The organism is Pseudomonas sp. TE3728 (assembly GCF_056279145.1).
Map to the genome: position 1 here is coordinate 4,997,423 of NZ_JBWBQT010000001.1, position 25,489 is coordinate 5,022,911.

The following is a 25,489-nucleotide window of genomic DNA, read 5'->3' on the forward strand; positions in this document are numbered from 1 at the left end:
GCTGGTGTTTCGGTGCTGTGCTATCGTTGCGGCATCATTTCGTTGCGATCGAAGAGAATCCCTGCATGAAGGTGGCTGTCTGGGCGACAGAGCGCGTTGTTGGCTGCAAGCAAGTGCTGCTTGCCGGCCTTCTCTGTTTGTTGACGGGCGTTGCCTTCGCTCAGCCTGAAACCGTCGAGAGCAAGGCAGACCAGCGTGCCAGATCAGTCACTCAGGTGGTGCTCGGGATCCTCAGTTATGCCCGGTGGCCTGTTGAGCCTCAACAGTTGCGTCTGTGCATAGTCGGCCCTACCGAGTACACCGACGATCTGGTCAAGGGCACTACCCAGGCCACTGGTCGGCCTGTCACCGTGCAACGGCTTTTGGCCGACAACCCGGCCATTGCCGGTGAATGCGACGCGGTGTACATCGGCAAGCTGACCAGCGACGAGCGCAGTCGGCTATTCGCCTCGCTGACAGGACGCCCGGTGGTGAGCATCAGCGAAGGCGGCGATCAATGCACCGTCGGCAGTCTGTTCTGCCTGCGGGTCGGCGATGAACAAGTATCCTTCGAGGTCAACCTAGACTCAGTCGCCCGAAGCGGTGTGCGCATCCATCCCAGTGTGCTGCAACTGTCGCGTCGCAAGCCGGCGGCACCATGAGTCTATTCAAATCCCGTATACGTCCGACCTTGGGGTCGGTTATAGGTCGTGGACATTTGATCGTCGCCCTGGTGGGCGTGGCCATGGCCAGTGTTTCGTTGACCCTGCTGGGGGTGCTGGCCTTGCGGGTTTATGCCGATCACAACCTGCATCTGATCGCCCGTTCGATCAATTACACCGTGGAAGCCGCGGTGGTGTTCAACGATAAGGTCGCCGCCACTGAGGCGCTGGCGTTGATCGCGTCCATCGAAGAAGTGGCCGACGCACAGGTCCTGGGCGAGCAAGGCGAGTTACTTGCACGTTGGCAACGACCGGAAAAGGGGTTGCTCTCCGATCTTGAAATGCAGATCGCCCGGGTGATTCTGGAAAAGCCCATCAGCATGCCGATCGTCCATCAAGGTCAGGAAATCGGCAGTATCCTGCTGGTCGGGCACGGTGGCAGCCTGATGCGCTTTTTGCTCAGTGGTCTGATGGGAATCGTCTTGTGTACCGCCATCAGTGCCTGGGTGGCGCTCTATCTGGCGCGGCGGCAATTGCGTGGGATCACCGGCCCTTTGCGCAGCCTGGCTACTGTGGCTCACGCCGCCCGCAGCGAGCGAGCCTTTGACCAGCGCGTACCGCCCGCCGACATTGCCGAACTCGACAATCTGGGTAATGACTTCAATGCCTTGCTCGATGAACTCGAATCCTGGCAGACCCACCTGCAAAGCGAAAACGAGACCCTGGCCCACCAAGCCAGCCATGACAGCCTGACCGGACTGCCGAATCGAGCATTTTTCGAAGGCCGCCTGATGCGTGCCTTGCGCAATGCCGGCAAGCTCGATGAACGAGTGGCCGTGCTGTTCCTGGACAGCGACCGGTTCAAGGAGATCAACGATAACTTCGGACACGCTGCCGGCGATGCGGTGCTGGTCGCCGTGGCAACCCGGGTTCGTGCGCAACTGCGTGAAGAGGACCTGGTTGCGCGTCTGGGTGGCGACGAGTTTGCAATCCTGCTCACACCGCTGCACAAGGCCGAAGACGCCGAACGGATTGCTGACAAAATCATCGCCAGCATGGAAATACCCATCCAGTTGCCGGGCAGTACCCAGGTGTTGACTTCACTCAGTATTGGCATCGCCGTGTACCCCGATCATGGGGTCACACCGGGCGAGTTGCTCGATGCTGCCGACGCCGCGATGTACCAGGCCAAACGCCTTTCCCGAGGCGCGCAGCAAACGGCAGGAGCGGAGCTCCCTGTCGCCCATGTTCAAACCAGGAGCTAATGTCTGTGTTCACCTTCAATCAGCGTTCTCTGCGACTTTTCACGATCTCCCTGTTCCTGGCCTTGCTGGCATTGACCGGTTGCCAGACGGCACCGCAAAAGGGCCTGACCCCGGCGCAGATCGCTGTGCTCAAGCAGCAAGGTTTCGAAATGACGGATGATGGCTGGGCCTATGGCCTGTCAGGCAAAGTTTTGTTCGGCAGCGATGTCGAGAGCCTCAATCCTGCCAGTACCGAGATCGTGGAGCGCATTGGCAAGGCGTTGTTGAGTGTGGAAATCGAACGGGTGAGGATCGACGGCCACACCGATGCGTCAGGCAAAGAATCCTATAACGAACAGCTTTCTCTGCGTCGCGCAAATAGCGTCGGCAAGGTGTTGGCCACCGTCGGCATAAAAGAAGAAAACATCCAACTGCGCGGCCTGGGCAGCAGTAAGCCCGTCGCTTCCAACGACACCGCGGTCGGACGCACCGAGAACCGTCGGGTGTCGATCGTAGTGAGCGCGGATTAATCGGCGAACAACATTTCCCGACTTTCCCCCATCAACAGCGCTTGATTCTGCTCGGTAACGGCACGGATGTAATCCCACAACAGGGTGATCCGCTTGAGCTTGCGCAGGTCCTCGCGGCAGTACATCCAGAACTGCCGGGTAATGGTGATCTCTTGCGGCAACACCGGCAGCAATTGCGGATCCTGAGCCGCCAGGAAGCACGGCAGAATCGCCATTGACCGTCCTTGCTGAGCGGCTACGAACTGCGCAATCACGCTGGTGCTACGCAGATTGGCACTGGCACCAGGCAACACATTCGCCAGGTACAGCAGCTCCGAGCTGAACGCCAGATCGTCCACATAACTGATGAATTGATGCTTGCCCAAGTCTGCCGGGCGGCGGATCGGCGGGTGCTTGTCCAGATAATCCTGGGTCGCATACAGCTGCAGTCGGTAGTCGCAGAGTTTGCAGCAGACATACGGGCCATGTTCCGGCCGCTCCAGCGCGATGACGATGTCTGCCTCGCGTTTGGACAGGCTGATGAAGTGCGGCAGCGGCAGGATGTCCACCGAGATCGCCGGGTAGGCGTCGACGAAATGGCTTAGCTGCGGTGTGATGAAAAAGCTGCCGAACCCTTCGGTGCAGCCCATGCGCACATGCCCGGACAACGCCACGCCGGAGCCCGAAACCTGCTCGCAGGCCATGTGCAGAGTGCTTTCGATCGATTCGGCGTAACCGAGCAGCCGCTGGCCTTCGGCAGTCAGGACGAAACCGCTGGTCCGGGACTTTTCGAACAGCAACGTGCCCAGCGAGGTTTCCAGCGAACTGATGCGTCGCGACACGGTGGTGTAGTCCACCGCCAGGCGCTTGGCTGCGGTACTGGCCTTGCGAGTGCGGGCAACCTCGAGGAAGAACTTGAGGTCATCCCAGTTCAACGAGCCTAAAGACGTGATGTTTTTTTGCATGATGGACCGGCTTTTATGTGCGTTCTTATTAGAAGTTTGCACATCTATACTCCAAAAACAGTCCGATAACCAATTCGCGACACACGCCTCATCTCAAGGCGGCTTTCTCGCCTTGGCTCCAAAGATCGCTCTCTAAATAAGAACAACGTCCGGAGACCAATATGAACGCATCGCTAGAAACCACCGTGCAAAAGGTCAAGCTGTTGATCGATGGCGAGTGGATCGAATCCCAGACCACCGAATGGCACGACATCGTCAACCCGGCGACGCAACAAGTGCTGGCCAAAGTCCCATTCGCCACATCCGCCGAAGTCGATGCCGCCATTAGCGCCGCCCATCGCGCCTTCCAGACCTGGAGGCTGACGCCGATCGGCGCGCGGATGCGCATCATGCTCAAGCTTCAGGCATTGATTCGTGAACACTCCAAGCGTATTGCCGTGGTACTCAGCAATGAGCAGGGCAAAACCATCGCCGACGCTGAAGGCGATATTTTCCGCGGCCTGGAAGTGGTGGAGCACGCCTGCTCCATTGGCAGCCTACAGATGGGCGAGTTCGCCGAGAACGTCGCTGGCGGTGTCGACACCTACACCTTGCGTCAGCCGATCGGCGTTTGTGCCGGCATTACCCCATTCAACTTCCCGGCGATGATTCCGCTGTGGATGTTCCCGATGGCCATCGCCTGTGGCAACACCTTCGTGCTCAAGCCGTCCGAACAGGACCCGATGTCGACCATGCTGTTGGTGGAACTGGCCATCGAGGCCGGCATTCCGCCGGGTGTGCTCAACGTCGTTCATGGCGGCAAGGATGTGGTGGATGCGCTTTGCACCCACAAGGACATCAAGGCTGTTTCGTTCGTCGGTTCGACTGCGGTCGGCACCCATGTCTACGACCTGGCCGGCAAACACGGTAAACGCGTGCAATCGATGATGGGCGCCAAGAACCACGCCGTTGTGCTGCCCGATGCCAATCGCGAGCAAGCCCTCAATGCGCTGGTCGGCGCCGGTTTCGGTGCGGCGGGGCAACGCTGCATGGCCACCTCGGTGGTGGTGTTGGTGGGCGCGGCCAGACAATGGCTGCCAGACCTGAAAGCGCTGGCGCAGAAACTCAAGGTCAATGCCGGCAGCGAGCCGGGCACTGATGTTGGCCCAGTGATTTCCAAGCGGGCCAAGGCGCGGATTCTTGAGCTGATCGAAAGCGGTATCAAGGAAGGCGCCAAGCTCGAACTGGATGGTCGCGACATCAGCGTTCCGGGCTACGAGCAGGGTAACTTCGTCGGCCCGACCCTGTTCTCTGGCGTGACTCCCGAGATGCAGATCTACACCCAGGAAATCTTCGGCCCGGTGCTGGTGGTATTGGAAGTCGATACCCTCGATCAAGCCATCGCACTGGTCAACGCCAACCCGTTCGGCAACGGCACGGGTTTGTTCACCCAGAGCGGTGCGGCGGCGCGTAAATTCCAGACGGAAATCGACGTCGGCCAGGTCGGCATCAACATCCCGATTCCGGTGCCGGTACCGTTCTTCAGCTTCACCGGTTCTCGTGGTTCGAAGCTCGGTGACCTCGGTCCTTATGGCAAGCAAGTGGTGCAGTTCTACACTCAAACCAAGACCGTCACTGCTCGCTGGTTCGACGATGACAGCGTCAACGACGGTGTGAACACCACCATCCACTTGCGTTAAGGAGCCGGACATGAAAATCGCTTTTATCGGTCTCGGCAACATGGGCGCGCCGATGGCGCGCAACCTGATCAAGGCCGGCCATTCACTGCGCCTGGTCGATCTGAACAAAGCTGTGCTGGCAGAGCTGGAGCAACTGGGCGGCAGCATCAGCGCTTCGGCGCGTGAAGCCGCTCAAGATGCAGAGCTGGTGATCACCATGCTGCCCGCCGCTGTGCATGTGCGCAGCGTCTGGCTGGGCGAAGATGGCGTGCTGGCGGGGATTGCCCAGGGTGTGCCCGCGGTGGATTGCAGCACCATCGATCCGCAGACGGCGCGCGACGTTGCCGCCGCAGCTGCCAAACAAGGCGTGGTCATGGCCGATGCACCGGTCTCCGGCGGTACCGGCGGTGCTGCGGCCGGGACGCTGACCTTCATGGTCGGCGCCACGCCTGAGCTGTTCGCGACCCTGCAACCGGTGCTGGCGCAGATGGGCCGCAACATCGTCCATTGCGGCGAAGTCGGCACCGGGCAAATTGCCAAGATCTGCAACAACTTGCTGCTGGGGATTTCCATGGTTGGCGTCAGCGAAGCCATGGCCTTGGGTGACGCGCTGGGGATCGACACGACGGTGCTCGCGGGGATCATCAACAGTTCCACCGGGCGGTGCTGGAGTTCGGAGATGTACAACCCGTGGCCGGGCATCGTCGAAACGGCTCCGGCCTCGCGCGGGTATACCGGCGGTTTCGGTGCCGAACTGATGCTCAAGGATCTGGGGCTGGCCACTGAGGCGGCACGTCAGGCGCACCAACCGGTGGTGCTCGGCGCGGTGGCGCAGCAGTTGTATCAGGCGATGAGTCAGCGTGGGGAAGGGGGGAAGGACTTCTCGGCGATCATCAATAGCTATCGCAAGCCCCAATAAGGATTTTGCGGGATAGTGATGGGAGGCTTGCCTGTGGGCTTTGGTGGCGAGGGAGCTTGCTCCCGTCCGGCTGCGAAGCAGTCGTAAGTCTTGAGCATGCGGGGTATCTGAAACACCGCATCAGCTTGTTGGGTTCGCTTCGCGAACCAGCGGGAGCAAGCTCCCTCGCCACAGGATTTTGTGCATGCCAATAGTTTTTTTGCCGAGAGACCACGTCGGGTGGTCTCTCGGTTTTTTGCATCAGGCAAACACGAAATATTTGCGCACGGTCTCAACCACTTCCCATGTGCCCTTCATCCCTGGCTCGATGACGAAAATGTCACCGGCACGCAGGTGGATCGGCGCCATGCCTTCCGGGGTGATGATGCAGTAGCCTTCCTGGAAATGGCAGTATTCCCACTTCACGTATTCCACGTACCACTTGCCTGGCGTGCAAATCCAGGTGCCCATGATCTTGCTACCGTCTTCGCTGGTGTAGGCGTTGAGGTTGACGGTGTGAGGGTCGCCTTCGAGTTTTTCCCATTTGCAGGCGTCGAGCACGGGCAGTGGATGAGTATCGCGAAGGACGGTAATCGGTGCGGTCATGATGACTCCGGGCAGTGGGTTCAAGAACTGAAGTCGCACCCTATAGCGCCCATACACCGTTCAGTTGTCTGTATTCGACATTGAGCTGTCCAGAAACGCGCAGACTCTCAAAGACTTTCCAGCGGGCAATCGGCTCTGGCCTGTGTGAGGCTGGCTTCAAACTCGACCAATTGCTCGTGTTGATGCCTGAGTGCGGTAATCCTGTCGCTGATTTCGCACTTCTTGGCATCGATGGCTTGCTGCGCCAATGACCAGGGCATCGCCAGGCCTTGATGCCCGGTAAAGATCGCCTGCAACTCCTTGAGCCTGAAACCTAAGTGTTGAGCGCACTTGATGAAGATCAGCAGGTCGACGCTGTGCTGATCATAGACACGGTATTTTCCTTGCCGCCGAGCGGCAGGCAGCAAGCCGATCGACTCGTAATGGCGAATACTCTTGATCGTCGTGCCCGAGCGATGCGCGGCTTGGCCGATGTACATGAAAAGTCCTTTTTTGCCGAGGGTAAGTCAGCCCCATTATCGGCAGACTCATCAGCTGGCGATAGCCTGGGCTTGCAGCAGCCAGGTTTCGCGCTGACCGGCGCTGGACCCCAGGACCGGCCCGAAGGTGAGCGTGCGCTGAGGTTCGATGCCACAAAACGCCAGGGTGGTTTTGCGCATCTGATGCAGCCCGGGCATGCGGTAGATCCAGCGGTAGTACCAGGGTGGCGTGTCCATGGTCACGAGCAGATGCGCGCTGCGGCCATGCAGCAATTTGTCGGGAAAGGCTTTGCCTTCGCGATACTTGAAGGCGAAGCCCGGAAGCAACACCCGATCAAGAAAACCCTTGAGCAAGGCCGGTACGCCGCCCCACCAGATCGGATAGACCAGGGCCAGGTGTTCGGCCCACAGAATGTCCGCCTGAGCACGGCGCAAGTCGGCTTCCAGCGGCTGCACATGTTGATAGCCTTCGCGCAGCACCGGGTCGAAGTCCATTTTGCCCAGCCACAGTTGGCGCACCTCATGACCGGCACGCAACGCTGATTGTGCGTAGCGTTCGGCAAGTGCGCCGCAGAAACTGTTGCTCGAAGGATGACCGAGGATCACCAGAATTCGCTTGCTCATCGTAACGGTCCCTGAAGATGAAACCTCAAGGGTAAAGTCTGCCCCTCAGGGGAGAGTCAAGACGTTCAGCAAAGCCTGGGCATAACCGGGCAGCACGGCGAAGTCCCGGGCGCACAGCAACAGTTTGCGTCGTGCCCATGGCTCTTTCAGTGTGATGCTTTTGAACGGTGTTTCAGTCGGCCAGCGTTCGACTGCCGCCAAAGGCACGATCGCCAGCCCGGCACCTCGGGCGACCATGCGCATCACGCCATCGAAGCCATCGGCACGGATGCGGATCTGCATCCGTAAACCACTGTGCAGGGCTTGTTCTTCCAGGTACACGGCCAAGGCGCTGTTGGCGTTCAGGCCGACATAATCGTGGTACAGGGTGGCGCTGAAACTTAATGGTTCGCTGTCGGTCAAGGGATGATCGCAGGGCAGGATCAACACCAGTGGGTCGTCACGGAAATAGCGGGTCTGAAGGCCGTCGGCATCCACGGCGTCGGACACGATGCCCAGGTCTGCCGCACCCTGGCGCAAGGCGTGGGTGATGCGCGCGCTGGGCAACTCTTGCAGGTCGATGTCGAGGTTCGGATGATCGCGCAGAAAGTCTGCCAGCAACTCCGGCAGGTACTCGGTGATTGCAGTGGTGTTGCACAACAACCGCACCTGGCCTTTGACCCCTTTGGCGTATTCGGCCAAGTCCTGCCGCATGCGTTCGGCCTGTTGCAAAAGAACGCGGGCGTGCTGCGCCAGGGCCTTGCCGGCCGGAGTCGGGCTGACACCGCGGCGACCTCGCTCAAGAAACTCGATGCCCAGTGAAGCTTCCATGGCGCGGATTCGCGCACTCGCCGCCGCCAGCGACAAATGGCTGCGGGCGGCGCCGGCGGTGATGTTGCCGGTGTCGAGGATGTTCAGGTAGAGGCGCAGGTCGGTCAGGTCGAAGTGCATCGTTACAGCCTCGGGAGGTTTGTTGGCTGGGCGGGCCCCTTCGCGGGCAAGCCCGCTCCCACAGGGGTCTTTGGAGGACACACAAATTTACGTTCGATACATTTCGACTGTGGGAGCGGGCTTGCCCGCGAAGGCGTCAGCAGCCGCAACGAAAACTTTAGCCTCTATCAAACCAAGAGGCAGCCTCAGTATATGGCAGATTTTCAAGGCAACCTTCAGGGCTCACCATAGCCCCATGAATACACTCGCCGCGTTCTACCAGCATCTGGGTCTGGCCCTGTCCTTATTGGTTATCGCCACCTTCCTGCTGGCCGGGATGATCAAAGGTGTGATCGGCCTCGGCCTGCCGACCATTGCCATGGGCTTGCTCGGTCTGGCTATGGCACCGTCGCAGGCTGCGGCGTTGCTGATTATTCCCGCTACCCTGACCAATGTCTGGCAACTGGCATTCGGCGGTCATTTGCGCGGGCTGCTGAACCGGATGTGGCCCATGCTGCTGACAACTTTCATCGGCACGGGTGCCGGTACTCTGTGGATCGGCATGGCCCGCGGGCATTGGGTCGTGCGGGGGCTGGGGGCGGCATTGTTGATATACGCCTTGAGCGGGTTGTTCCTGCCGACCTTGCGGGTCGCAGGTCGCACCGAGCGTTGGCTCGGTCCGCTGTGCGGTGTGCTGACGGGCATCATCGCTTCGGCCACCGGGGTTTTCGTGATTCCGGCGGTGCCTTATTTGCAAGCGCTGGGCTTGAGCAAGGATGAACTGGTGCAGGCACTGGGCCTGTCGTTCACCGTCTCGACCCTGGCGTTGGCCGCCGGGCTGTTATGGCGCGGCGCCCTCGGCGGAGGCGAGTTGAGTGCATCGCTGCTGGCGCTGATTCCGGCAGTGCTCGGCATGTTGCTGGGGCAATGGCTGCGCCAGCGGATCAGCGCCGTGTTGTTCAAGCGCGCGTTCTTCATCGGCCTCGGCCTGCTCGGTGGCCACTTGCTGATCAGCGGCTAGCGGACGAAGTGCTGAGCATCTCGATCGGCCGGATATCGAAATCCCGTTCCAGAAACTCCATGCGCTGGTCGAGGAATTGCTTCATGTGCGGCAGGTTCGAGTGCGCATCCAGATGGGCCTGGGACTGCCAGATCTCGTAGAAGATAAACAGCGTCGGGTCCTGTTTGTCGCGCAGCATGTGGTACTCGATACAGCCGGGTTCGGCGCGACTCGGTTCGACATAAGCACGGAACAACGCTTCGAAGGCATCGGCTTTTTCCGGGCGGGTCTTGGCGTGCAGGATGAAGCCTTGCAGTTCGCTCATCAGGTTCTCCTTGAAAGTCAGAATTGGCGCAAGCTTATGGCAATAATCGCCTGTTGATTCGTGCGTATTGGTCAAATGAATTTTGCTGAATGAGGGCTTATTCCACGCGAGGTCGATCACTACTCTGCCGCCATCGAATTTCAACTTTGCGAGACTTCTCATGAAAAAAGTCCTGTTGCTCAATGGCGGCAAAAAATTCGCCCACTCCGATGGTCGCTACAACACGACGCTGCACGAAGCGGCGCTGAGCGTGCTGGATCGCGGCGGTGTGGATGTAAAAGCCACGTTCATCGACGAGGGGTACGACGTCGCGGAGGAAGTCGCCAAATTCCTCTGGGCCGATGTGATCATTTATCAGATGCCCGGTTGGTGGATGGGCGCGCCCTGGACCGTCAAGAAGTACGTCGATGAAGTCTTCACCGAAGGCCACGGCAGCCTCTACGCCAGCGATGGCCGCACGCGTTCCGACGCGTCGCAGAAGTACGGCAGCGGCGGTTTGTTGCACGGTAAAAAATACATGCTGTCGCTGACCTGGAACGCGCCGCAGCAGGCCTTCGACGACCCGACCGACTTCTTCGAAGCCAAAGGCGTGGACGCGGTGTACTTCCCGTTCCACAAGGCCAACACCTTCCTCGGCATGACCGGTTTGCCGACCTTCCTGTGCGTTGACGTGATGAAGCGCCCGAATATCGAAGCCGATGTGGCGCGCTATGAGCAGCATTTGGCCGAGGTGTTTGGCTTACCGGCCTGAGTTTTCCGGCTAGTATCCGTCGCAACGGCAGGAAAGATCGCAGCCTGCGGCAGCTCCTACAGAGGGTGTACACCCGAAGACTCGGGGCGGCGCGCAATCCTTGTAGGAGCTGCCGCAGGCTGCGATCGTGGCGATTCATGCCACGCCGATTAGCGAACGAGGACACACGTGAAAGCCAGATCCGATGAGTTGCAGATTTTCGTCTGCGTGATTGAGTGCGGGTCGATTTCAGCGGCTGCCGAACAGGTCGGGCAAACGCCGTCGGCGGTCAGCCGCACGCTGTCGCGACTGGAGGCCAAGCTCGACACCACGCTGATCAACCGCACCACGCGACGCATGGACCTGACCGAGGAGGGCAAGTACTTCTTCGAGCACGCCAAGCTGATTCTCGATCAGATGGACGAACTCGAAGAGCGCCTGTCCTCACGCCAGCAAACCCCCTCCGGACGTCTGCGAATCAACGCTGCCTCGCCATTCATGCTGCACGCCATCGTGCCGTACATCGATGAGTTCCGCCGTCTCTACCCGGACATCCAGCTCGAACTCAACAGCAATGACCTGATCATCGACCTGCTCGAACAAAGCACCGACATCGCCATCCGCATCGGCACGTTGGCCGACTCGACCCTGCATGCCCGCTCACTGGGTTGCAGCCCGCTACACATCGTCGCCAGCCCGGCGTATCTGGAACAACATGGCACACCGAGCGCTGTCGCGGATTTGACCGAGCACAAGCTGTTGGGCTTTACCCACAATGAAGGCCTCAACCAATGGCCGTTGCGCTATGTCCACGGTGATCGCTGGCCGATCCATGCGTCGATCAATGCGTCCAGCGGCGAGACGATCCGGCACCTGGCGCTGGCAGGGCAGGGCATCGCCTGCCTGTCGCACTTCATGACCATCGACGACATCCGCGCCGGTCGCTTGCAGGTGCTGCTGGCGGAGTTCAACAGCGGATATCGCCAACCGATCAACGCGGTGTACTACCGCAACTCGCAACTTGCCCTACGGATTCAGTGCTTCCTGGACTTCATCCAGGGCAAATTGGCGGCTTATGCGATTGCGGATTTCAAGGGCTGATTCGGAGATTGCGTCATCGTTCATCGCGAGCAGGCTCGCTCCCACACGGGGTCTGTGTTGATCACATTATTGTGAAACGGCGCAAGTCCATTGTGGGAGCGAGCCTGCTCGCGATTGCGTTTTCGGCGGCCCATTCACTGGTCGGCCCGCCCTCAATTCCGTAACATCCGCCCTCTCTTCTCCCGCCTGTATTTTTTAGGTAAGCCATGAAACCCAAACGTCTGCGCGCCGATGTCCTGGCCGGACTCACGACCTCTTTCGCACTGATGCCCGAATGCATCGCCTTCGCGCTGGTGGCCCACCTCAATCCATTGATGGGGCTGTACGGCGCTTTCATCATCTGCACCCTGACTGCGCTGTTTGGCGGGCGGCCGGGGATGGTGTCCGGTGCCGCCGGATCGATGGCCGTGGTAATTGTCGCGCTGGTGGTGCAGCACGGCGTGCAGTACTTGCTGGCGACGGTGCTGCTGGGCGGCTTGATCATGCTGGCGTTCGGTTTGTTGAGGCTGGGCAAACTGGTGCGCATGGTGCCGCACCCGGTAATGCTCGGCTTCGTCAACGGCCTGGCGATTGTCATTGCCCTGGCCCAGTTGGAGCACTTCAAGAGCGGTGACGGCTGGTTGAGTGGTGCGCCGCTGTACATGATGGCCGGGCTGGTGGCGCTGACGATGGCCATCGTTTATTTGATGCCGCGCCTGACGCGTGCCGTGCCGCCTGCGCTGGTGGCGATTCTGGGCGTTGGGCTGGCGGTTTATCTGCTCGGCCTGCCAACTCGTACATTGGGTGACATGGCGCACATTGCCGGTGGCTTGCCGAGCTTCGCGCTACCAGACCTACCGTGGAACCTGGAAACCCTGCGCATCATCGCCCCTTACGCGATATTGATGGCGTTGGTCGGTCTGCTGGAAACCCTGCTGACCCTGAACCTGACTGACGAGATCACCGAGAGCCGTGGCTACCCGGATCGCGAGTGCGTGGCATTGGGCGCTGCCAACATGATTTCTGGTGCGTTCGGAGGCATGGGCGGCTGCGCCATGATCGGGCAAACCGTGATCAACCTCAGCTCCGGCGGTCGTGGTCGGCTGTCCGGTGCAGTGGCCGGGGTGATGGTTCTGTTGTTCGTGCTGTTCCTTTCGCCACTGATCGAACGCATCCCGCTGGCCGCACTGGTCGGGGTGATGTTCGTGGTGTCGCAGCAGACCTTCGCCTGGGCTTCGTTGCGGGTGCTGAACAAGGTGCCGCTGAACGATGTCCTGGTGATCATCGCGGTGACGGTGATTACGGTGTTCACCGATCTGGCCATCGCCGTGTTGTGCGGGATCATCATTGCGGCGCTCAACTTTGCCTGGCAACAGGCTCGCGAGCTGTATGCCGACAGCTATCAGGAAAGCGACGGCAGCAAACTCTACCGCCTGCACGGCACACTGTTTTTCGCCTCTACCACGCCATTCCTCAATCAGTTCGATCCCGCCAATGACCCAGCCCAGGTGACCCTTGATTGTCGCCACCTGAGCTTCGTCGACTACTCGGCCATCGCTGCGCTGAGGACATTACGCGAGCGCTACGCCAAGGCTGGCAAGCAGCTACGCGTGCTGCATTTGTCCGAACGCTGCAAGAAACTGCTCAAACGCGCCAGCGAGCATCATGACTGAAATCGATCAGTGATCGTTCCCATGCTCGTGGGAACGATCAGCGACGGGGGGAATGAAAGTTCCCCCATCCGATTTTCATAACTCACGACCTACCATACTTCTGCACGACGTCCCATAGCCCTCCACGAATTACTTTCATTGATTCATGTCTCGTGGTGGCACATTGCGATTAAAGAAAGCCGCTCCCAAGCCGAAGCGCTGACATCCAGCCCAGCTACACTCTGGGCCTTCTCAATCTGGGAGCAACTCCATGAGCTTGGGCAAAACCACCCCGATCCTGCGGATTTTCGATGAAACCAAGGCATTGGAGTTTTACGTCGACTTCCTGGGGTTCAAGATCGACTGGCAGCATCGCTTTGAAAAAAACTTCCCGCTGTACCTGCAAATCTCCCGTGGCGAATGCGTGCTGCACCTGTCCGAACATCACGGTGACAGCACACCGGGCTCGGCGTTGCGCATTGAGACCGATGAACTGGAGGTGTTCCAGCAGCAATTGTTGGCCAAGGAGTATGCTTTCGCTCGCCCACAGATTCAGGCCATGCCCTGGGGAAGCCAGGACATGACCATCAGTGATCCGTTTGGGAATCGGTTGGTGTTTACTAATGCGATTAGTGTTTGAGAGAAACTGGCATTGATATCGTTTTGTACAAATGCGGGGGTCAGTAGGACTTAGTTTTTCGTCCCGTGACGATGTTGATGAAAGGAGGCAGAATTCCACTGCAATTGAAGCAGGCAGGGAAGTCCGAGCCTCGACCACGTTTTTGCATACGTGCCGTGTAAATAAAGGCTTGTGACAGTCGTTGATGGTGATGACTGGTACGCGGACCTCCCTGTAGCCAGACATTGGCCGCGACAACTTCGGCATGTAGACCCGCTATTCCTGCACTTACGGGGATTTTCTGGTGACGCGTCACGTGACGAATGATCCGTTTGGTCAGGAACACGTGGAGCCGCATATCGGCGGCAAAATAAGCTTTTTGAATGCCATGCATAAACGCCGGAATACTTGATACTCGGTAAGTGTCTTCCTTATTCCCTATTGATTCATTCAGGGTGACGCCGGGAAACAGGCTCTTGGGGCTTAAGCTTCCAGGAAGGTTGTGAAATCCGGTGAATGGATGGTCATGGTGTTCATTCGTGATACCAGAGAGCGCGGTATGTTTATCCAGCGAGGCTGATGTATAGACGGGATTTGAAAATCTCACAGGTTCGGGATACTTCCATTCTTTCGATTCCTTCAATGCACTCAACTGATTGAATTTTTTCTGTTTGTTGGCCTCGGCCTCGCTGATTATTCTGTCCGTTTCCATGGTGAAACTTTTGTATTGCCTCTTGACGGTAGGGGTTCGCCGGAGGGCTACATCAACGAAGTTTTCACGAGACATCCCTTCTGTATATCCCGCTACCTTGTCGAGTTTCAGTTCTGCCAGATCGAGATAGTCCAGACGTTCTGATCTGGTCAGGCCTTGCGCATCAGTAAATCTGACGGGGTTGTTCCCAACCATGCAATACAGGTTCAACCCGTCAACCGCCCCCGCCGGATCAGGACTGATCCAGCGCTGTAACCATGGTGCGTAATACCTGTGTCCGTAGTAGTAGAGGCCACTGGCATCGCGTTCTTTTCCGGAATACCGAATGGTCCGGTAATCGGCCTCCACCTTCGAACGAGACGCTGTCCATGCCGTTCCGCCAAATGGGAAGTAGCTCTCCTGACTGATCAAGTCAGCATTGCCATCAAGTTCCAGTGAACTGGAACCCAAATGGTCATCAAGGCTATAGCGCAGTTGATCTGCAGGAATACCTGAGGGCTGGCCTTCGGTCCAGTGCAGGCAACGAACGCTGCCACGACCGGCCTGCACCGTTATGACTTCCAGCCGCTCTTTCCCTCGAGTACGGATTTCGATGCCCGGTAAATAACGGACCTCTCGGGTGTGAGTGATCGATGCACCCTGGGTGGTGGTCGTTTTACGAAGACGCTGACCACTGCCGTCATAGTCGTAACGTTCATGGTCGTCAGGGCCATCCTCACGCTTGACCAGCACCACGCGGGTAAGTTGATTGTGTGCATTCCATTGCAGCGACTGGCCCGATTGCAAGTCTTGCAGATTGCCGTTGTCGTCAAAGGTTGTAGCAGTGCCGGGCAATTCAGAGCCCTGACGCCAGGACACCAGACGATTACTGAGATTTGCCACGTTAAAAGTTCGGGTGTAATTGTTGCGATCCCGCACATGGCGCAGTTCGGTCAGGTTACCGCCAGCGTCGTATGTGTAGTGTTGGGTGAAATTGAACAGTTGCCGGGTATCGATGGGTGTAATGCCGAGCGCAGGAATATAGGGGGCAGTGGTTGTTCCTGCCGCTTCTCGTCCGGTTGCATTGGTCAATTGGTAGAGGCTGTCATAGGTGAATGTGCTGACGGCTTCGACTCTCTGGTTGCTGCCAAACTGCACGGGCTGAGCTTTGTCCTCGATTTGCGTCACATTACCCACCGTGTCATAGCTGTAGTGCAGCGACTGCAAGGTGCGGTCCGATACGGAGGCAGTCATCGAGGTCAATCGACCGCTGGCGGGATCGAACACCGCGCGGCTCATGACGTTGTTGCCTGCGGTCTGCGATTCAACCTGGCCGAAGGCGTTGTAAACGAGATCCTTCACCAGGGTATTTTCGATTTCGGTATCTTTGAGTTTCAGGCTCACGGTTTTGAGTCGGCCTGCAACATCAAAGGAAAAGCGCTGCTGGTGTTGACCGGCATCCACCTGCCGGATGACCTCGCCCGTTGCGTCGTAGTGCCATTGCGTTTTGTAGCCATCACCCGTTTCTCGTAAGAGGTTTCGGCTGTGTTCCTCTGCTGGCCAGTCTAAAGTTTCGGCACTCGACAAAAAGTGGCGTGTCTGACACGAAGGTTTTCCGCCAAGCGAGTATTCGTCGATAAGCAGGGTGCCTGCTTCGTCGTCGTGGCGAATCAACAAGCCACATCGATTGAGTGCGGCCGAATCTTTCGAGTTGTCGCCATAACTGAAGCGCTCGATGATGCGTGCCGACTGCCCCGGCGATTCTTCCTGGATCGTGATTGGCCGTAGTTGATCATCGAAGGTCGTTCGCCAATGATTGCCTCGCTGGTCCCAGTTGCGAAGTGTCTGCCCGGCGTCCCCCGGCAAGTTCAGTCGCCACCCGGCGTCAACGCTGTCTACCCGCAGTGGTTTGCCGGACAGGCTGTAGAGGGTCGTCAGATTGGCCTTCTGCGTTTCGGCAAACAGTCGCGGATCCCACTGTGCAATTAGGCGTCCGGCAGTATCGTACTGCTGACGGGTAATGCGCGCCTGCGCAGCCTTGGCTGCGTCGCTACGCCAATAAGCGACATGCCGGACCGTCAGGTCTCGGCTGTCGACTACGTTGATCGTCGGTGTCTTGCAGTGAAGGCGTGCGCTCATGCCTCACCTCCGATTGTCGGGAGTTGTTCGGACGTGACCTCTTCCAGGGTATCGTTCTCGTCCTCGTCCAGGGTGTACCAGGGGTGGCGGGTTTGCCTCCGCATATAGGAAAGGCCATTTTGTCTTGCCAGACGTGTACGCGTAAGGCGCCCCAACGCATCGTAAAACTGCAGATCGCAATGGCCGAACTGTCGCAAGGACACATCGTTGATGTAATCATGCTGATCGGCGAAGTAAGGGCGGTAGGTCCGGATCGCCAATCCCTTGTTGTTGTATTCCACCCGTTCGCTGATACGCCAGCGCTTTGCTGCGGTCAGCTCCTTCGGTGTTCCGTCCTCGAGGGTCAGTTCTCCCTTGGCGTTGACGACGTAGGCCGTACCCGATTCGACTTGTTGCTTACTTTGCAGTGTTCGTCCGAAGCCATCGCAGCAGGTGACGGTAATGCGGATTTGTCTCTGGTTGTCATCGGGGTAGCGATCAGCGACCAGGGTGGCGATGTGTATCGGCTCACGGGCCGAGGTTGCGAGTTCGGTTGCCAGTTTCGCTTCATCGGCCAAGAGTGTTTTAAGGCCTGCCAGGCGCCTGCGGACCGAAGCGCAGATGTATCCGGTGGGCAGCACATCACCGTTGGCCACGCAGCGCATCAGCCAGTCGCGGTCCTTCAGAGCTGCGTCCGAGACGCGCCCCATCCAGCTAAATGGCGCGTAGTAGATGGCATTGGCGGCGTCCAGCAAAGCACCCTTTGCATTGTTGATCGCTTCGGTCGGGCTGGTGAACTCCGGACGTTTGTATTGAGCGATAGGTTTGAAACCTATGAGCATATTGCTCTTGTTGCTGTAAATGCTGGTGGCCAGCACTTGGCCGAAACCATCATAGAGCCCTTCTTGAATGTTCCCGTTGGGGTCAGTGATGCACCGGGGCTGGAGTGAGCGGTAATCGTAGGTAGCCTTGGTGACACAACCATCGGGCAGTTTGAGCGCGGTGATGAGACAGTGATAGTTGTCGTAACTGACCTCGGTCACACCATGGCTTTTGCTCAACCGCAGGGTCTGTATCTTGTAAAAACCCTTCAGTGCGGCGTAGGTCGAGAAACCGCTTTTGACTGACCAGAGTTTTCTGGGAGACGTGGCTACGGGAAGGAAATCGTTCATACGGTGATAGCCACTTCGTTCGAGCAGTCTTCCCTTGGGGCGAGCCGCTTGCGACAACACGTCGAAGGCTTTCAGGGCTGTTTCGTCCAGCTCGGCGGTTTCCAGATGGTCGGCCAGGGCTTCGAAGTGGGCGACGCCGTCCGGCAGGGCTTCTGCGGTTGAGGTGTTTTTGTAGCGTTGCACGGACAGTCCGGTGAGGACGTGTTGGGTCGTCCAGGCGGTTTGTTTGACGAGTTCGATGAGCTTTTCGTAAGTCATATCCTTTGTGGTCAGCCCTCCGGCCTCGGGTGCCTTGGGTCGCTTCAACGCATTGGTACGCTGGCGATAAGGCAGACCCAGCCGCCATCCTTGGGCGCTATCCAGATGAATGAATTCGGCAAGGCTTTCGTTCAGGTAGTAGAACTGTTGTGCCGGATCATGAGCATCGCGCCACCATTGTTGCTGGTCGGCATCGCTGAACGGCGGGATATCGCTGCCGGTTTTACGTCGGGCGTAATGGACGTTCACGCTGTGGGTCAGTGTGCCGAACAGGTCGTGCTGCAAATTAAAGGTGTGCCGGCATTGCGGATCATCGGCAATGCCTTCGTACTGATAACGGATGGACTCCAGCAGCAATGGCAACATCCGGGCATAGCGTCGATTACCCTCAGGTGTTTGTAGCAAACGTACCTGATAGCGGTTTTCCTGAACCGAATAAAGCGTTCTGGTCTTCAGGCGTTTATCGACTCCGAAGATCTCGCTGCGCAGTAAGTGACCGCTCAGGGCGCGGGTCATTTCGAGGGTTGTTTCCGTGTCTGGGGACGTGATGCGTGTGTCGTTCTTCAGCTCTGGCTGGTATTGGCAAAGCAGTGCCTTGCCCAGCGCTTCGGCTTCTTTGTCAGCAGGGTGATAATCGGTACGAGGCAGATCCACTGCTTGCCCGGTGTGGAACCAGCTCTTTGTCTGGCATGGCGTGGTGAAACCTTGCGAATCGGCATCATCGGGGTTGGTTTCACTGTCGGTTTGCAGCAACAGGCCGAAGCCGCGAAACTCCCGCTCGATGCCGTCGTAGTAGCCTTGGCGGTAAGAGAAGCTCTGAGTCAGACGATTGCCGGTAATCTCGTCGAGTTGGCTCTGTTTCGATACCAGATGCAGGGCCATTGGGACATGACAGGTGCGGGGCTTGTGGGCTTTGATTCTCTCCGCTTTTTCATCCAGCCATTCCTGCGCCGAGCTGCGGTAGCTGATGCTGCCGGCGGCACCCATATTGTTATTGGTGCGGGTGAGTAAATACGGTTTTGCTCTGACGAAGTCGTAGCGCCAATGACGGGGTGTCATGTGTGGCACGCTCAGAATCAGGCTGGAACAGCCGAGTCCTTGCAAGTCGGCGATGCTCACCTGGCAGAAACGGTCGTAGCGCACACCTTCCGGCCATGGCAGAGCCACTGAAGGGGCGAAACCATTGCCGCTGCGGTTCATGAAGATCCGCGCCTGATCCGCTTCCAGATAAATCAGGTCGGCGGCGCCAGAGCCGTCCAGGTCCGCCAGACGGATTCGCGAGGCGTCGAATGTTTCGTATGCAAGGCCAGGAGAGCCCAGCACGATGCCTTTACCGAAGCGTCCGCGACCCAAGTTTGGCCAGCACTTCACCTCGTTGTGACGAATACGTACCAGGTGCTGTTGACCACTGCCCAGGATATCGCTGAAGGCCACCAGTTCGGAGGACGAAGAGGTGAGTACAGGAAGGGCGTCTTCATCCTCCTTACGAGTCACTTCGCGGGCGGTTGCAAAACCGTTCTGCCGTTGATTGGCGTACAGGCGAACACTGCGTGGGCCTATCAGCGTCAGATCACTGAGCCCTTTGCCCATCAGATCGGCCAGCTGCCCTTGCGGATTGAAAAACTCCACGGGGAAGGCATTGAACGTGGCGAAATCCGACCACTCCCGGTCGGGGCCGAGGGAGAAAAAACCACTCAAGCCCGGCTGAGCAATGATCCAGTCCAGCCGACCATCGCCCGTGAGGTCGCTCAGTGACTGGCGCACAGGTTTTGCAGTGTCGGCAACGGGAATGTTGGGTAACGCTCGCCACTGATCGTAAGCCACTTCATTGCATTTGGCTCTGGCTCGCATGGGTTCGCGGTAATACCAGCCTGCGTCACCTCGATAGAGCACGCCCGGCAGGCCCTCGCCGTACAAGTCCACCAGTTGATATCCTTGGCCGTCGTTGAGCCCCGGCATGTTCTGAAAGCGCTGCCAGGCGTGGGTATCAGGCAGGAGCTTGAACTCGATGTAGCTGAATTCAACTGGGGGACGGTTATCGGCGGTTGCCGAGTTGCCAAATGCCTGGTCATGGGCCGCGCTCAGATGGTGGTAACCCAGAGGCGTCTGGCGGTAATCGAGCAGCAGGCGTCGGACCAGAGCGGGGGCGGTGCCCAACTCATCAGGAAAGCGGTGAAACATCAGAATCTGGCGACACAGGCGTTCGGTACGTAATTCAAAACCGTAGGCGAAACTGGAAAACGCGTCGCTACGGGTTTGCCACTGTTGGCCTTCATATAGAGGTTTGTGTTCGTACTCGGTGCTCCGTTCGCCGTAGTCGAATACCAACTCGAAATGCCATTGCACAGGCTTCAGCCGGTCTGCTTGCCATAAGTAAAGGTTTGCATCGGCCTTGAAGTTGCCGTAGCTCACATGGCTCAAGTAACGCTGGGCCTTGGCGCCATCGCGGTCATCTTCTGCCTTGTACTGGTAAAGGATGTGCTCGCCGTGTGGGTTCAGACTCTCCTCTAGCAACCATTCGCCTACACCGCTCGTGTCCTGGGGGTCGGCACGACGCGATGCCGGATTTTTTCCGTACAGATGAAGGCTGCCATCGGCACCATGCACCAACCAAAAACCCGGTTTGTCGCTCTCCGAGGACCAATGTTCAATCCGGTCGAAGCTGCTTTCGATTCTCGGGAAGTGGCGCACAACAGTATAGGTTGTACCCAGTTCCAGCCCGTTGTAACGATCGACGCGGGTTGAGGTGATGACGCCCTTTTGATCGCGCTCGGGCAGCCACACAACACCGCTGGGGCCGACAATCTCGTCATCCTCGGCATAGGCTGGTACACCCTTGCTGGTGCGTCGCGCAACAGTGGGCAATGACACCCCCCAGCCGATGCCAAACATACTGTTACCGACCGAACTGCCGTAGCTGAGTGACAAGGAGGGTGCAAATCCGCGACCCGATGAAATCGGCAAGGCAATCTCATAAGAGGCTGCGCTGTGGGCGCCGATGGCCCCCCATCCTTTGCCAATGCTCTGGATGGCACCGCCACCCTTGGGTAGTGACGGCGCGATAACAGGCAATGCTATTTGTTCGCTCATCGCGAACCTCCGCCTGCTCTGGCCGTGTAGCTAACGTGCACGATGATGTCGGTCAGTGAGTCCAGCATGGCTTGCTGCGCTTCGGGGTTGGGGAAGGTCAAACGCCATGTGGAGATGGCCCCGGTGTATTCGAAGGGCAGGTAGCGTTCATCGTTGAAGTTCAGAGTGAACAAACCGTTATCGTCGAATCCGGTAGAGAGCGCGATCTGTTGGTTTGCGCGCAAGTCTTCTATGGGCTGCGTTTGGTCGCCGGGAGAGAAGCAAACCTTGCTGGAGGTCTGGGTCAGCGTTGCCCGGACGTTTTCATAGGGGCCAAGGAGGGTCGGCAAGGACACGCTGATCGTTTTGATGCGTAGCAGGTAATGATTCTGGTTTTTGTAGTCGTCCTCGAACGTCTTGTGGGTCAGCTCGAAATCGCAGACGCCTTTCTTCAGGTCAGTTTGAATGCTGGTCCAATCCTTATTGATCGTGCTGTCCTTGTCTTTGTCCTTGAGTTGACGCAGCGATACGGTTTTACGAATTTCCAGCTCTCGCCCGTTACGCTCCAAATACGCGGCCTGCATCCTCAACAGACTCAGTTTCAATTGCTCGCCCGCTCCAAGCCCCCGATAGGTTGCACTCCAGGCCCCCGGCTGAATAAACCGTGCGGTGAAATCGGCAATCTCGGATTGCCAACAGGCCTCGGCCGCCAGGCACATTCCCAGGGCTACGTCATAGGCCTGGTAGTACATCGTGGCAAATTGGCTGTTGAGCCATTGGTAGACCTGCGCTTTGGTAAAGCGTTTGCTGAGTAAGTCGTAGTTGGCCTTGGCCTGGTTCAGTGTTGTTTCAGCCAGGCGAAGTTGCAGACGAGTGGCGGTTTCCTGTTCGGTAAAGTGTGCGAGTTGCGCGTCGATTTGTGCCAGTTCCCGTTCTGCCTGGTTACGGTTCAGGCTCCATTCCTCCCGGCGACGACTGAATTGCGCCATACGGTCGAGATGATTCGCCGCCGTGCGGTTCGCGATGGCATTGCCTTGAGCGAGCGCGCTGGCAGCGTGCATCGCACCTTCCCAGCGGCTGCCGCCATTGCTGACGCCAAAGATGTTAGGGGTCATCATCATGCCGCCTGCGACGACCTGGTAGTTCGATGCCCTTACCTCCGATGCGCCACTGCTCAAGTACCGCTGGCTGGCTGCTGCTTCTTCTTGAGTGACATCATTCGTCAGCAATTGTTGGTAGTGGCTGAGTCGACCCTCGATGATTGCCTTGCTGGCCAATAGTGCCTGGCGGTTTTGACGATCGATGCGCAGTGCCTGGGTTTGCAGGTCGACGGATAGTTTCGCCAGATTCCAGGCCTGCTGTTGTTGTAGCTCCTGTAACTGAGCCTGCTCCTTGCGCTCGATCAGCGACAGCAGTGTGGCGCCGAATTGGCTGACGCTTTCGACGGCATTCAGGGCCTGGCTGTGCATGAGATTGAAGCGATAGTGGGGAATCCTCGAGTGCGGTAAGTCTAAAGTTCCGCCGGTCGAGCTGTTCAGGGCATTGACGCTACGTAAGGAGCGAGGGTTCAGAGGCGCCGCGAATAACGGTAAGTGCAATGGCTTGCCGGTGATATCGAGGTTATGCCGCAAGTTGTACAGGCGAACTTCGGCAATGTTCCAACGTTTGAGCAGTTCCGGGTTGAACGGCAAACGCAAATGCGAGGTATCGATAGGCGGCAAGGATTTCTGCGGATTGCCTTCTTGTAGTTGCAGTGAGTGGATGGTGTCTGGGTGAGACAGCGAGTTTTCGAATGTACGCAGGCTTTCACTGGGGGTCTCGCTCAACGTGTGCAAGTTAATGGCCGACCACTGATCGACCCGTTGAACGACCGGGCGCGGCCCCAACAGATCCAGCGCCCGCATATACCACAGCTTTGCTTCACTGAGGCTATCGGACGTCAGCTCGCGGTACGCCGCGTCGCCTCGGTTGATCAGGATGTCCAGGTACAGAAAGTACAACGCCTTGCGAAAGTGCACGGGATGACTGAGGGCAATCTGGTGTGGATCGTGAGGGGCCTGAGTGGAATAAAAGGATGGCGCGTCACCGGTCAAAGGCTTGGCGCACCAGTGCGCGGGTTGGCTGGCATCCTGCTTGCGTCCGGGCTCGAATAGGTAACGGATCCAGCGTTCTGCCTCGTCGTATTGGCGTTCAGCGTTCAATCGATGGGCGATCAGCCATGGCAGGTAGAGGAACAGCTCTGTGAAGTAACGACCATAAGGGCCGTGAAAATCCATCTGGTGGGGGCCGTCCCCCGGGATTGGTGGCTCTGGCAGATGCTGCGTTTCCCACGTGAACAGTTCATCCAGGCTGTTCTCGGTGCGGTGAATCATTTCGCTGGCAAACACTGTATTGAGTTTTATCGCCTGGCGGAGCTCCTTTTTGTTGTCGCCTAGCGAGATCGACGAGTTTGAGAAGTCGAGAAACTGTGCAGCTTTCGCACAAACAATTTTGGGAGGAATGACGTCATTCCCGATCAACTTCAGTTCGATGGCACCCAAAATGAAAAACTCGTTTTCAGTCATTTTTTGGCGATCAAACATTCTTATGCCGTAGTGAAAGACCTTGCCCTCTTCGCCGATGTCCGTGGCGTTGAGTGTAAATATGTGCTGGTACGGTAGACTTTCTTGTAGGGGAGATTGATTGTTGATATTAGAAGTCGTTTCACCCTCCGGTCCTAGTAAAACATATTGATAAGACCATTCACCTGTTGCTGCGGCTTGGAGTGTCAAAGTTCCTGTTGGCTTGCCCCCACTAATACTCAGTGTGACCTCTACTGTGGCTGGGTTATAGCGTGCGTGAGCGATTATAAAATTTGGGGGGGTGTAATTATTTAGATGCACCACGTTCGTCATGTCCTTTCTGTTGACGGGCGCGGGGAGTATTACAAGTTTCTTTGATTCGTAAGAGTTTGTTCGTAAAGGAATGTTTAGTTGAAGTGAGTTCTTGTCGGGTAGGGAGAATGCCCTCATGAATGTGGAATGAATGTTGTGTTTTTGTTCTTTTATATCGCCAGGCGCGAGCATGCCGGGGGTGAGAGCGAGGTTTTTGTCGACGCTGACTGTTTTCAGAAAGGTGAATTGGGTATCGGTATCAGACTCGGGGGAAGGTGATTTCTCGACGTACAGGGCAATGAGGAGGTAATCCTGCAAGTCCTTCTGGTGATGTCCGGCGATGGTACTTATCAACGGCTTGATTGAGTCCAGATGCGTCTCACGCAGTGTTTTATCCTCAATAAAGCCTTGCAGGCAAATACGTGGGGAGCTCCAGGTTTTATCGGTTTTCCTGTAGCAAAGGCTCAAGCGCAACTGAGGATTACTGTTGTTTTTCTCTCCGCCAGATGGCGTGACAGCAACGTTGACGGCAGCAGGGTCCTGATGAATGCACTGAGCCCAGATAATGAACAGTCGATTGTTGAACCAGACCGGGCGGATGGTGTGTTCGATTGCGTCGTCTGGAATAGGCACATCGGCTTTCTCCCAGTCCGACCAGGCGTACGGTAGGGGTTGATCGAGTTTGGGCGGGGTGACCGGCGGTTGCGGCGGTGTGCCATCGAGTGGGCGTTGGGCCATGTTCAGCGAACGCCAGAAATAGGTGTTCTCGGAGCGGGATTTGGCGATGAAATAGTAGGTGCTGTTGGCGAAGTCTTCGCCATCGATATAACCATTGAGGATGTTCAGGTTGGCGACTTCTTCGAACCGGGTCAGATAACCCAGAACGGCCGACTGAACGGCGTCGGGTTGAATCCGGTGTTGACTGAGATCATTTTCCAGCTGCTGAAAGTTGTCGCTCTTGTTGTTCCTCAGGCTTGGCTCCAGATAAGTCGCTGGAAAGTAAAGTAACTGTTGATGCGCGGCCCAGATCGGGTATTGGTGCATCTCATTGCGCCAAGTCTGCATCCGCTCCAGAGTCAGGGTTGTGGCGTCATATCCGGGCTCCATGCTCATCAGGATGCGATTGATGTAATGCTGCAGGCTGGCAATGGCGCAAGCCACCGGAGTGGTGGGCACATCCTGGCTGACCAGTACATCGAGGAACCAGTATTCGTAGAGGTGCTGAGCTGTCTTGAGTGTTCTTGTCGTTTCGTCGTTGGGCGCAACGTTGTTCAGGAAGAACGCCAACAAGGCATCGCGCAGGCTTTCATCAAGTTGTTTTTTCAATGCAACAGTCATATTCATTCCTTGAATATTCAAAGCGGGAGAG

General features: G+C 57.6%; 19 protein-coding genes. 10 read left to right on the top strand and 9 right to left on the bottom strand.

Features of this window, described 5'->3' with window-relative positions:
- The first annotated feature begins 65 nt into the window (after window positions 1-65).
- Genes yfiR through yfiB form a run of 3 tightly spaced genes read left to right on the top strand, consistent with a single transcriptional unit; the run spans window position 66 to window position 2,415 of the window.
- Window positions 66-641: a regulatory sequestration protein YfiR gene (gene yfiR, locus ACZ89R_RS21805; protein WP_123498807.1), complete on the top strand. Its 576-nt coding sequence runs from the start codon at window positions 66-68 to the stop codon at window positions 639-641.
- Window positions 638-1,906 (top strand): diguanylate cyclase DgcN/YfiN, encoded by a 1,269-nt coding sequence (gene dgcN, locus ACZ89R_RS21810; RefSeq protein WP_123498809.1) that lies wholly within the window; start codon window positions 638-640, stop codon window positions 1,904-1,906. The genes yfiR and dgcN overlap by 4 nt, the downstream gene beginning before the upstream one ends.
- Window positions 1,906-2,415 (top strand): outer membrane lipoprotein YfiB, encoded by a 510-nt coding sequence (yfiB, locus tag ACZ89R_RS21815; protein ID WP_429544616.1) that lies wholly within the window; start codon window positions 1,906-1,908, stop codon window positions 2,413-2,415. Before dgcN ends, yfiB begins: the two co-directional genes overlap by 1 nt.
- On the opposite strand, the gene ACZ89R_RS21820 is transcribed toward yfiB, so the two are convergent.
- Entirely contained in the window at window positions 2,412-3,359 is a 948-nt protein-coding gene (locus tag ACZ89R_RS21820; protein ID WP_123498813.1) for a LysR family transcriptional regulator, read from the bottom strand. The genes yfiB and ACZ89R_RS21820 overlap by 4 nt on opposite strands.
- A 161-nt stretch (window positions 3,360-3,520) precedes the next feature.
- Between ACZ89R_RS21820 and ACZ89R_RS21825 the strand changes: the two genes are divergently transcribed.
- Together ACZ89R_RS21825 and mmsB are read left to right on the top strand one after the other, a co-directional pair.
- Window positions 3,521-5,038: a CoA-acylating methylmalonate-semialdehyde dehydrogenase gene (locus ACZ89R_RS21825; RefSeq protein WP_429544615.1), complete on the top strand. Its 1,518-nt coding sequence runs from the start codon at window positions 3,521-3,523 to the stop codon at window positions 5,036-5,038.
- A 10-nt stretch (window positions 5,039-5,048) separates the two neighbouring features.
- Window positions 5,049-5,936 carry a 3-hydroxyisobutyrate dehydrogenase gene (mmsB, locus tag ACZ89R_RS21830; protein ID WP_123498817.1) on the top strand — a complete coding sequence of 296 codons (888 nt, stop codon included), beginning with the start codon at window positions 5,049-5,051 and terminating at the stop codon, window positions 5,934-5,936.
- A gap of 240 nt (window positions 5,937-6,176) precedes the next feature.
- On the opposite strand, the gene ACZ89R_RS21835 is transcribed toward mmsB, so the two are convergent.
- From ACZ89R_RS21835 to ACZ89R_RS21850, 4 genes are all read right to left on the bottom strand, one after another.
- A complete protein-coding gene (locus ACZ89R_RS21835) occupies window positions 6,177-6,521 on the bottom strand; it encodes a cupin domain-containing protein (protein WP_007900627.1) in 345 nt (114 codons plus the stop codon).
- 107 nt (window positions 6,522-6,628) lie between these two features.
- A complete protein-coding gene (locus tag ACZ89R_RS21840) occupies window positions 6,629-7,000 on the bottom strand; it encodes a MerR family transcriptional regulator (RefSeq protein ID WP_123498819.1) in 372 nt (123 codons plus the stop codon).
- Between the two features lie 51 nt (window positions 7,001-7,051).
- Window positions 7,052-7,624 (bottom strand): NAD(P)H-dependent oxidoreductase, encoded by a 573-nt coding sequence (locus ACZ89R_RS21845; RefSeq protein ID WP_429544614.1) that lies wholly within the window; start codon window positions 7,622-7,624, stop codon window positions 7,052-7,054.
- A gap of 45 nt (window positions 7,625-7,669) precedes the next feature.
- Window positions 7,670-8,554: a LysR substrate-binding domain-containing protein gene (locus tag ACZ89R_RS21850; protein WP_429544613.1), complete on the bottom strand. Its 885-nt coding sequence runs from the start codon at window positions 8,552-8,554 to the stop codon at window positions 7,670-7,672.
- A 235-nt stretch (window positions 8,555-8,789) separates the two neighbouring features.
- Between ACZ89R_RS21850 and ACZ89R_RS21855 the strand changes: the two genes are divergently transcribed.
- Window positions 8,790-9,554: a sulfite exporter TauE/SafE family protein gene (locus ACZ89R_RS21855; protein WP_429544612.1), complete on the top strand. Its 765-nt coding sequence runs from the start codon at window positions 8,790-8,792 to the stop codon at window positions 9,552-9,554.
- Here the strand turns inward: ACZ89R_RS21855 and ACZ89R_RS21860 are convergent.
- Complete coding sequence (locus ACZ89R_RS21860) at window positions 9,544-9,858, bottom strand: putative quinol monooxygenase (RefSeq protein ID WP_429544611.1); 315 nt, start codon at window positions 9,856-9,858, stop codon at window positions 9,544-9,546. The two genes, ACZ89R_RS21855 and ACZ89R_RS21860, sit on opposite strands and share 11 nt — an antisense overlap.
- A gap of 160 nt (window positions 9,859-10,018) precedes the next feature.
- Here ACZ89R_RS21860 and mdaB point away from each other — a divergent pair, with 160 nt between their 5' ends.
- The 4 genes from mdaB (at window position 10,019) to ACZ89R_RS21880 (ending at window position 13,960) form a co-directional block, all read left to right on the top strand.
- Window positions 10,019-10,609: an NADPH:quinone oxidoreductase MdaB gene (gene mdaB, locus ACZ89R_RS21865; protein WP_429544610.1), complete on the top strand. Its 591-nt coding sequence runs from the start codon at window positions 10,019-10,021 to the stop codon at window positions 10,607-10,609.
- A gap of 168 nt (window positions 10,610-10,777) precedes the next feature.
- Window positions 10,778-11,689 carry a LysR substrate-binding domain-containing protein gene (locus tag ACZ89R_RS21870; protein WP_429544609.1) on the top strand — a complete coding sequence of 304 codons (912 nt, stop codon included), beginning with the start codon at window positions 10,778-10,780 and terminating at the stop codon, window positions 11,687-11,689.
- Window positions 11,690-11,895: 206 nt separating this feature from the next.
- Window positions 11,896-13,341 carry a SulP family inorganic anion transporter gene (locus tag ACZ89R_RS21875; protein WP_429544608.1) on the top strand — a complete coding sequence of 482 codons (1,446 nt, stop codon included), beginning with the start codon at window positions 11,896-11,898 and terminating at the stop codon, window positions 13,339-13,341.
- A gap of 250 nt (window positions 13,342-13,591) precedes the next feature.
- The gene (locus ACZ89R_RS21880; protein WP_429544607.1) at window positions 13,592-13,960 is read left to right on the top strand and encodes a glyoxalase superfamily protein; all 369 of its coding nucleotides are present in this window, start codon (window positions 13,592-13,594) and stop codon (window positions 13,958-13,960) included.
- A 40-nt stretch (window positions 13,961-14,000) separates the two neighbouring features.
- On the opposite strand, the gene ACZ89R_RS21885 is transcribed toward ACZ89R_RS21880, so the two are convergent.
- The 3 genes from ACZ89R_RS21885 to ACZ89R_RS21895 are packed head-to-tail and all read right to left on the bottom strand — an operon-like array spanning window position 14,001 to window position 25,458.
- A complete protein-coding gene (locus ACZ89R_RS21885) occupies window positions 14,001-16,769 on the bottom strand; it encodes an RHS repeat-associated core domain-containing protein (protein ID WP_429544606.1) in 2,769 nt (922 codons plus the stop codon).
- Entirely contained in the window at window positions 16,766-21,268 is a 4,503-nt protein-coding gene (locus ACZ89R_RS21890; RefSeq protein WP_429544605.1) for a SpvB/TcaC N-terminal domain-containing protein, read from the bottom strand. The genes ACZ89R_RS21885 and ACZ89R_RS21890 overlap by 4 nt, the downstream gene beginning before the upstream one ends.
- A complete protein-coding gene (locus ACZ89R_RS21895) occupies window positions 21,265-25,458 on the bottom strand; it encodes a Tc toxin subunit A-related protein (protein WP_429544604.1) in 4,194 nt (1,397 codons plus the stop codon). The genes ACZ89R_RS21890 and ACZ89R_RS21895 overlap by 4 nt, the downstream gene beginning before the upstream one ends.
- Between the last annotated feature and the right edge of the window lie 31 nt (window positions 25,459-25,489).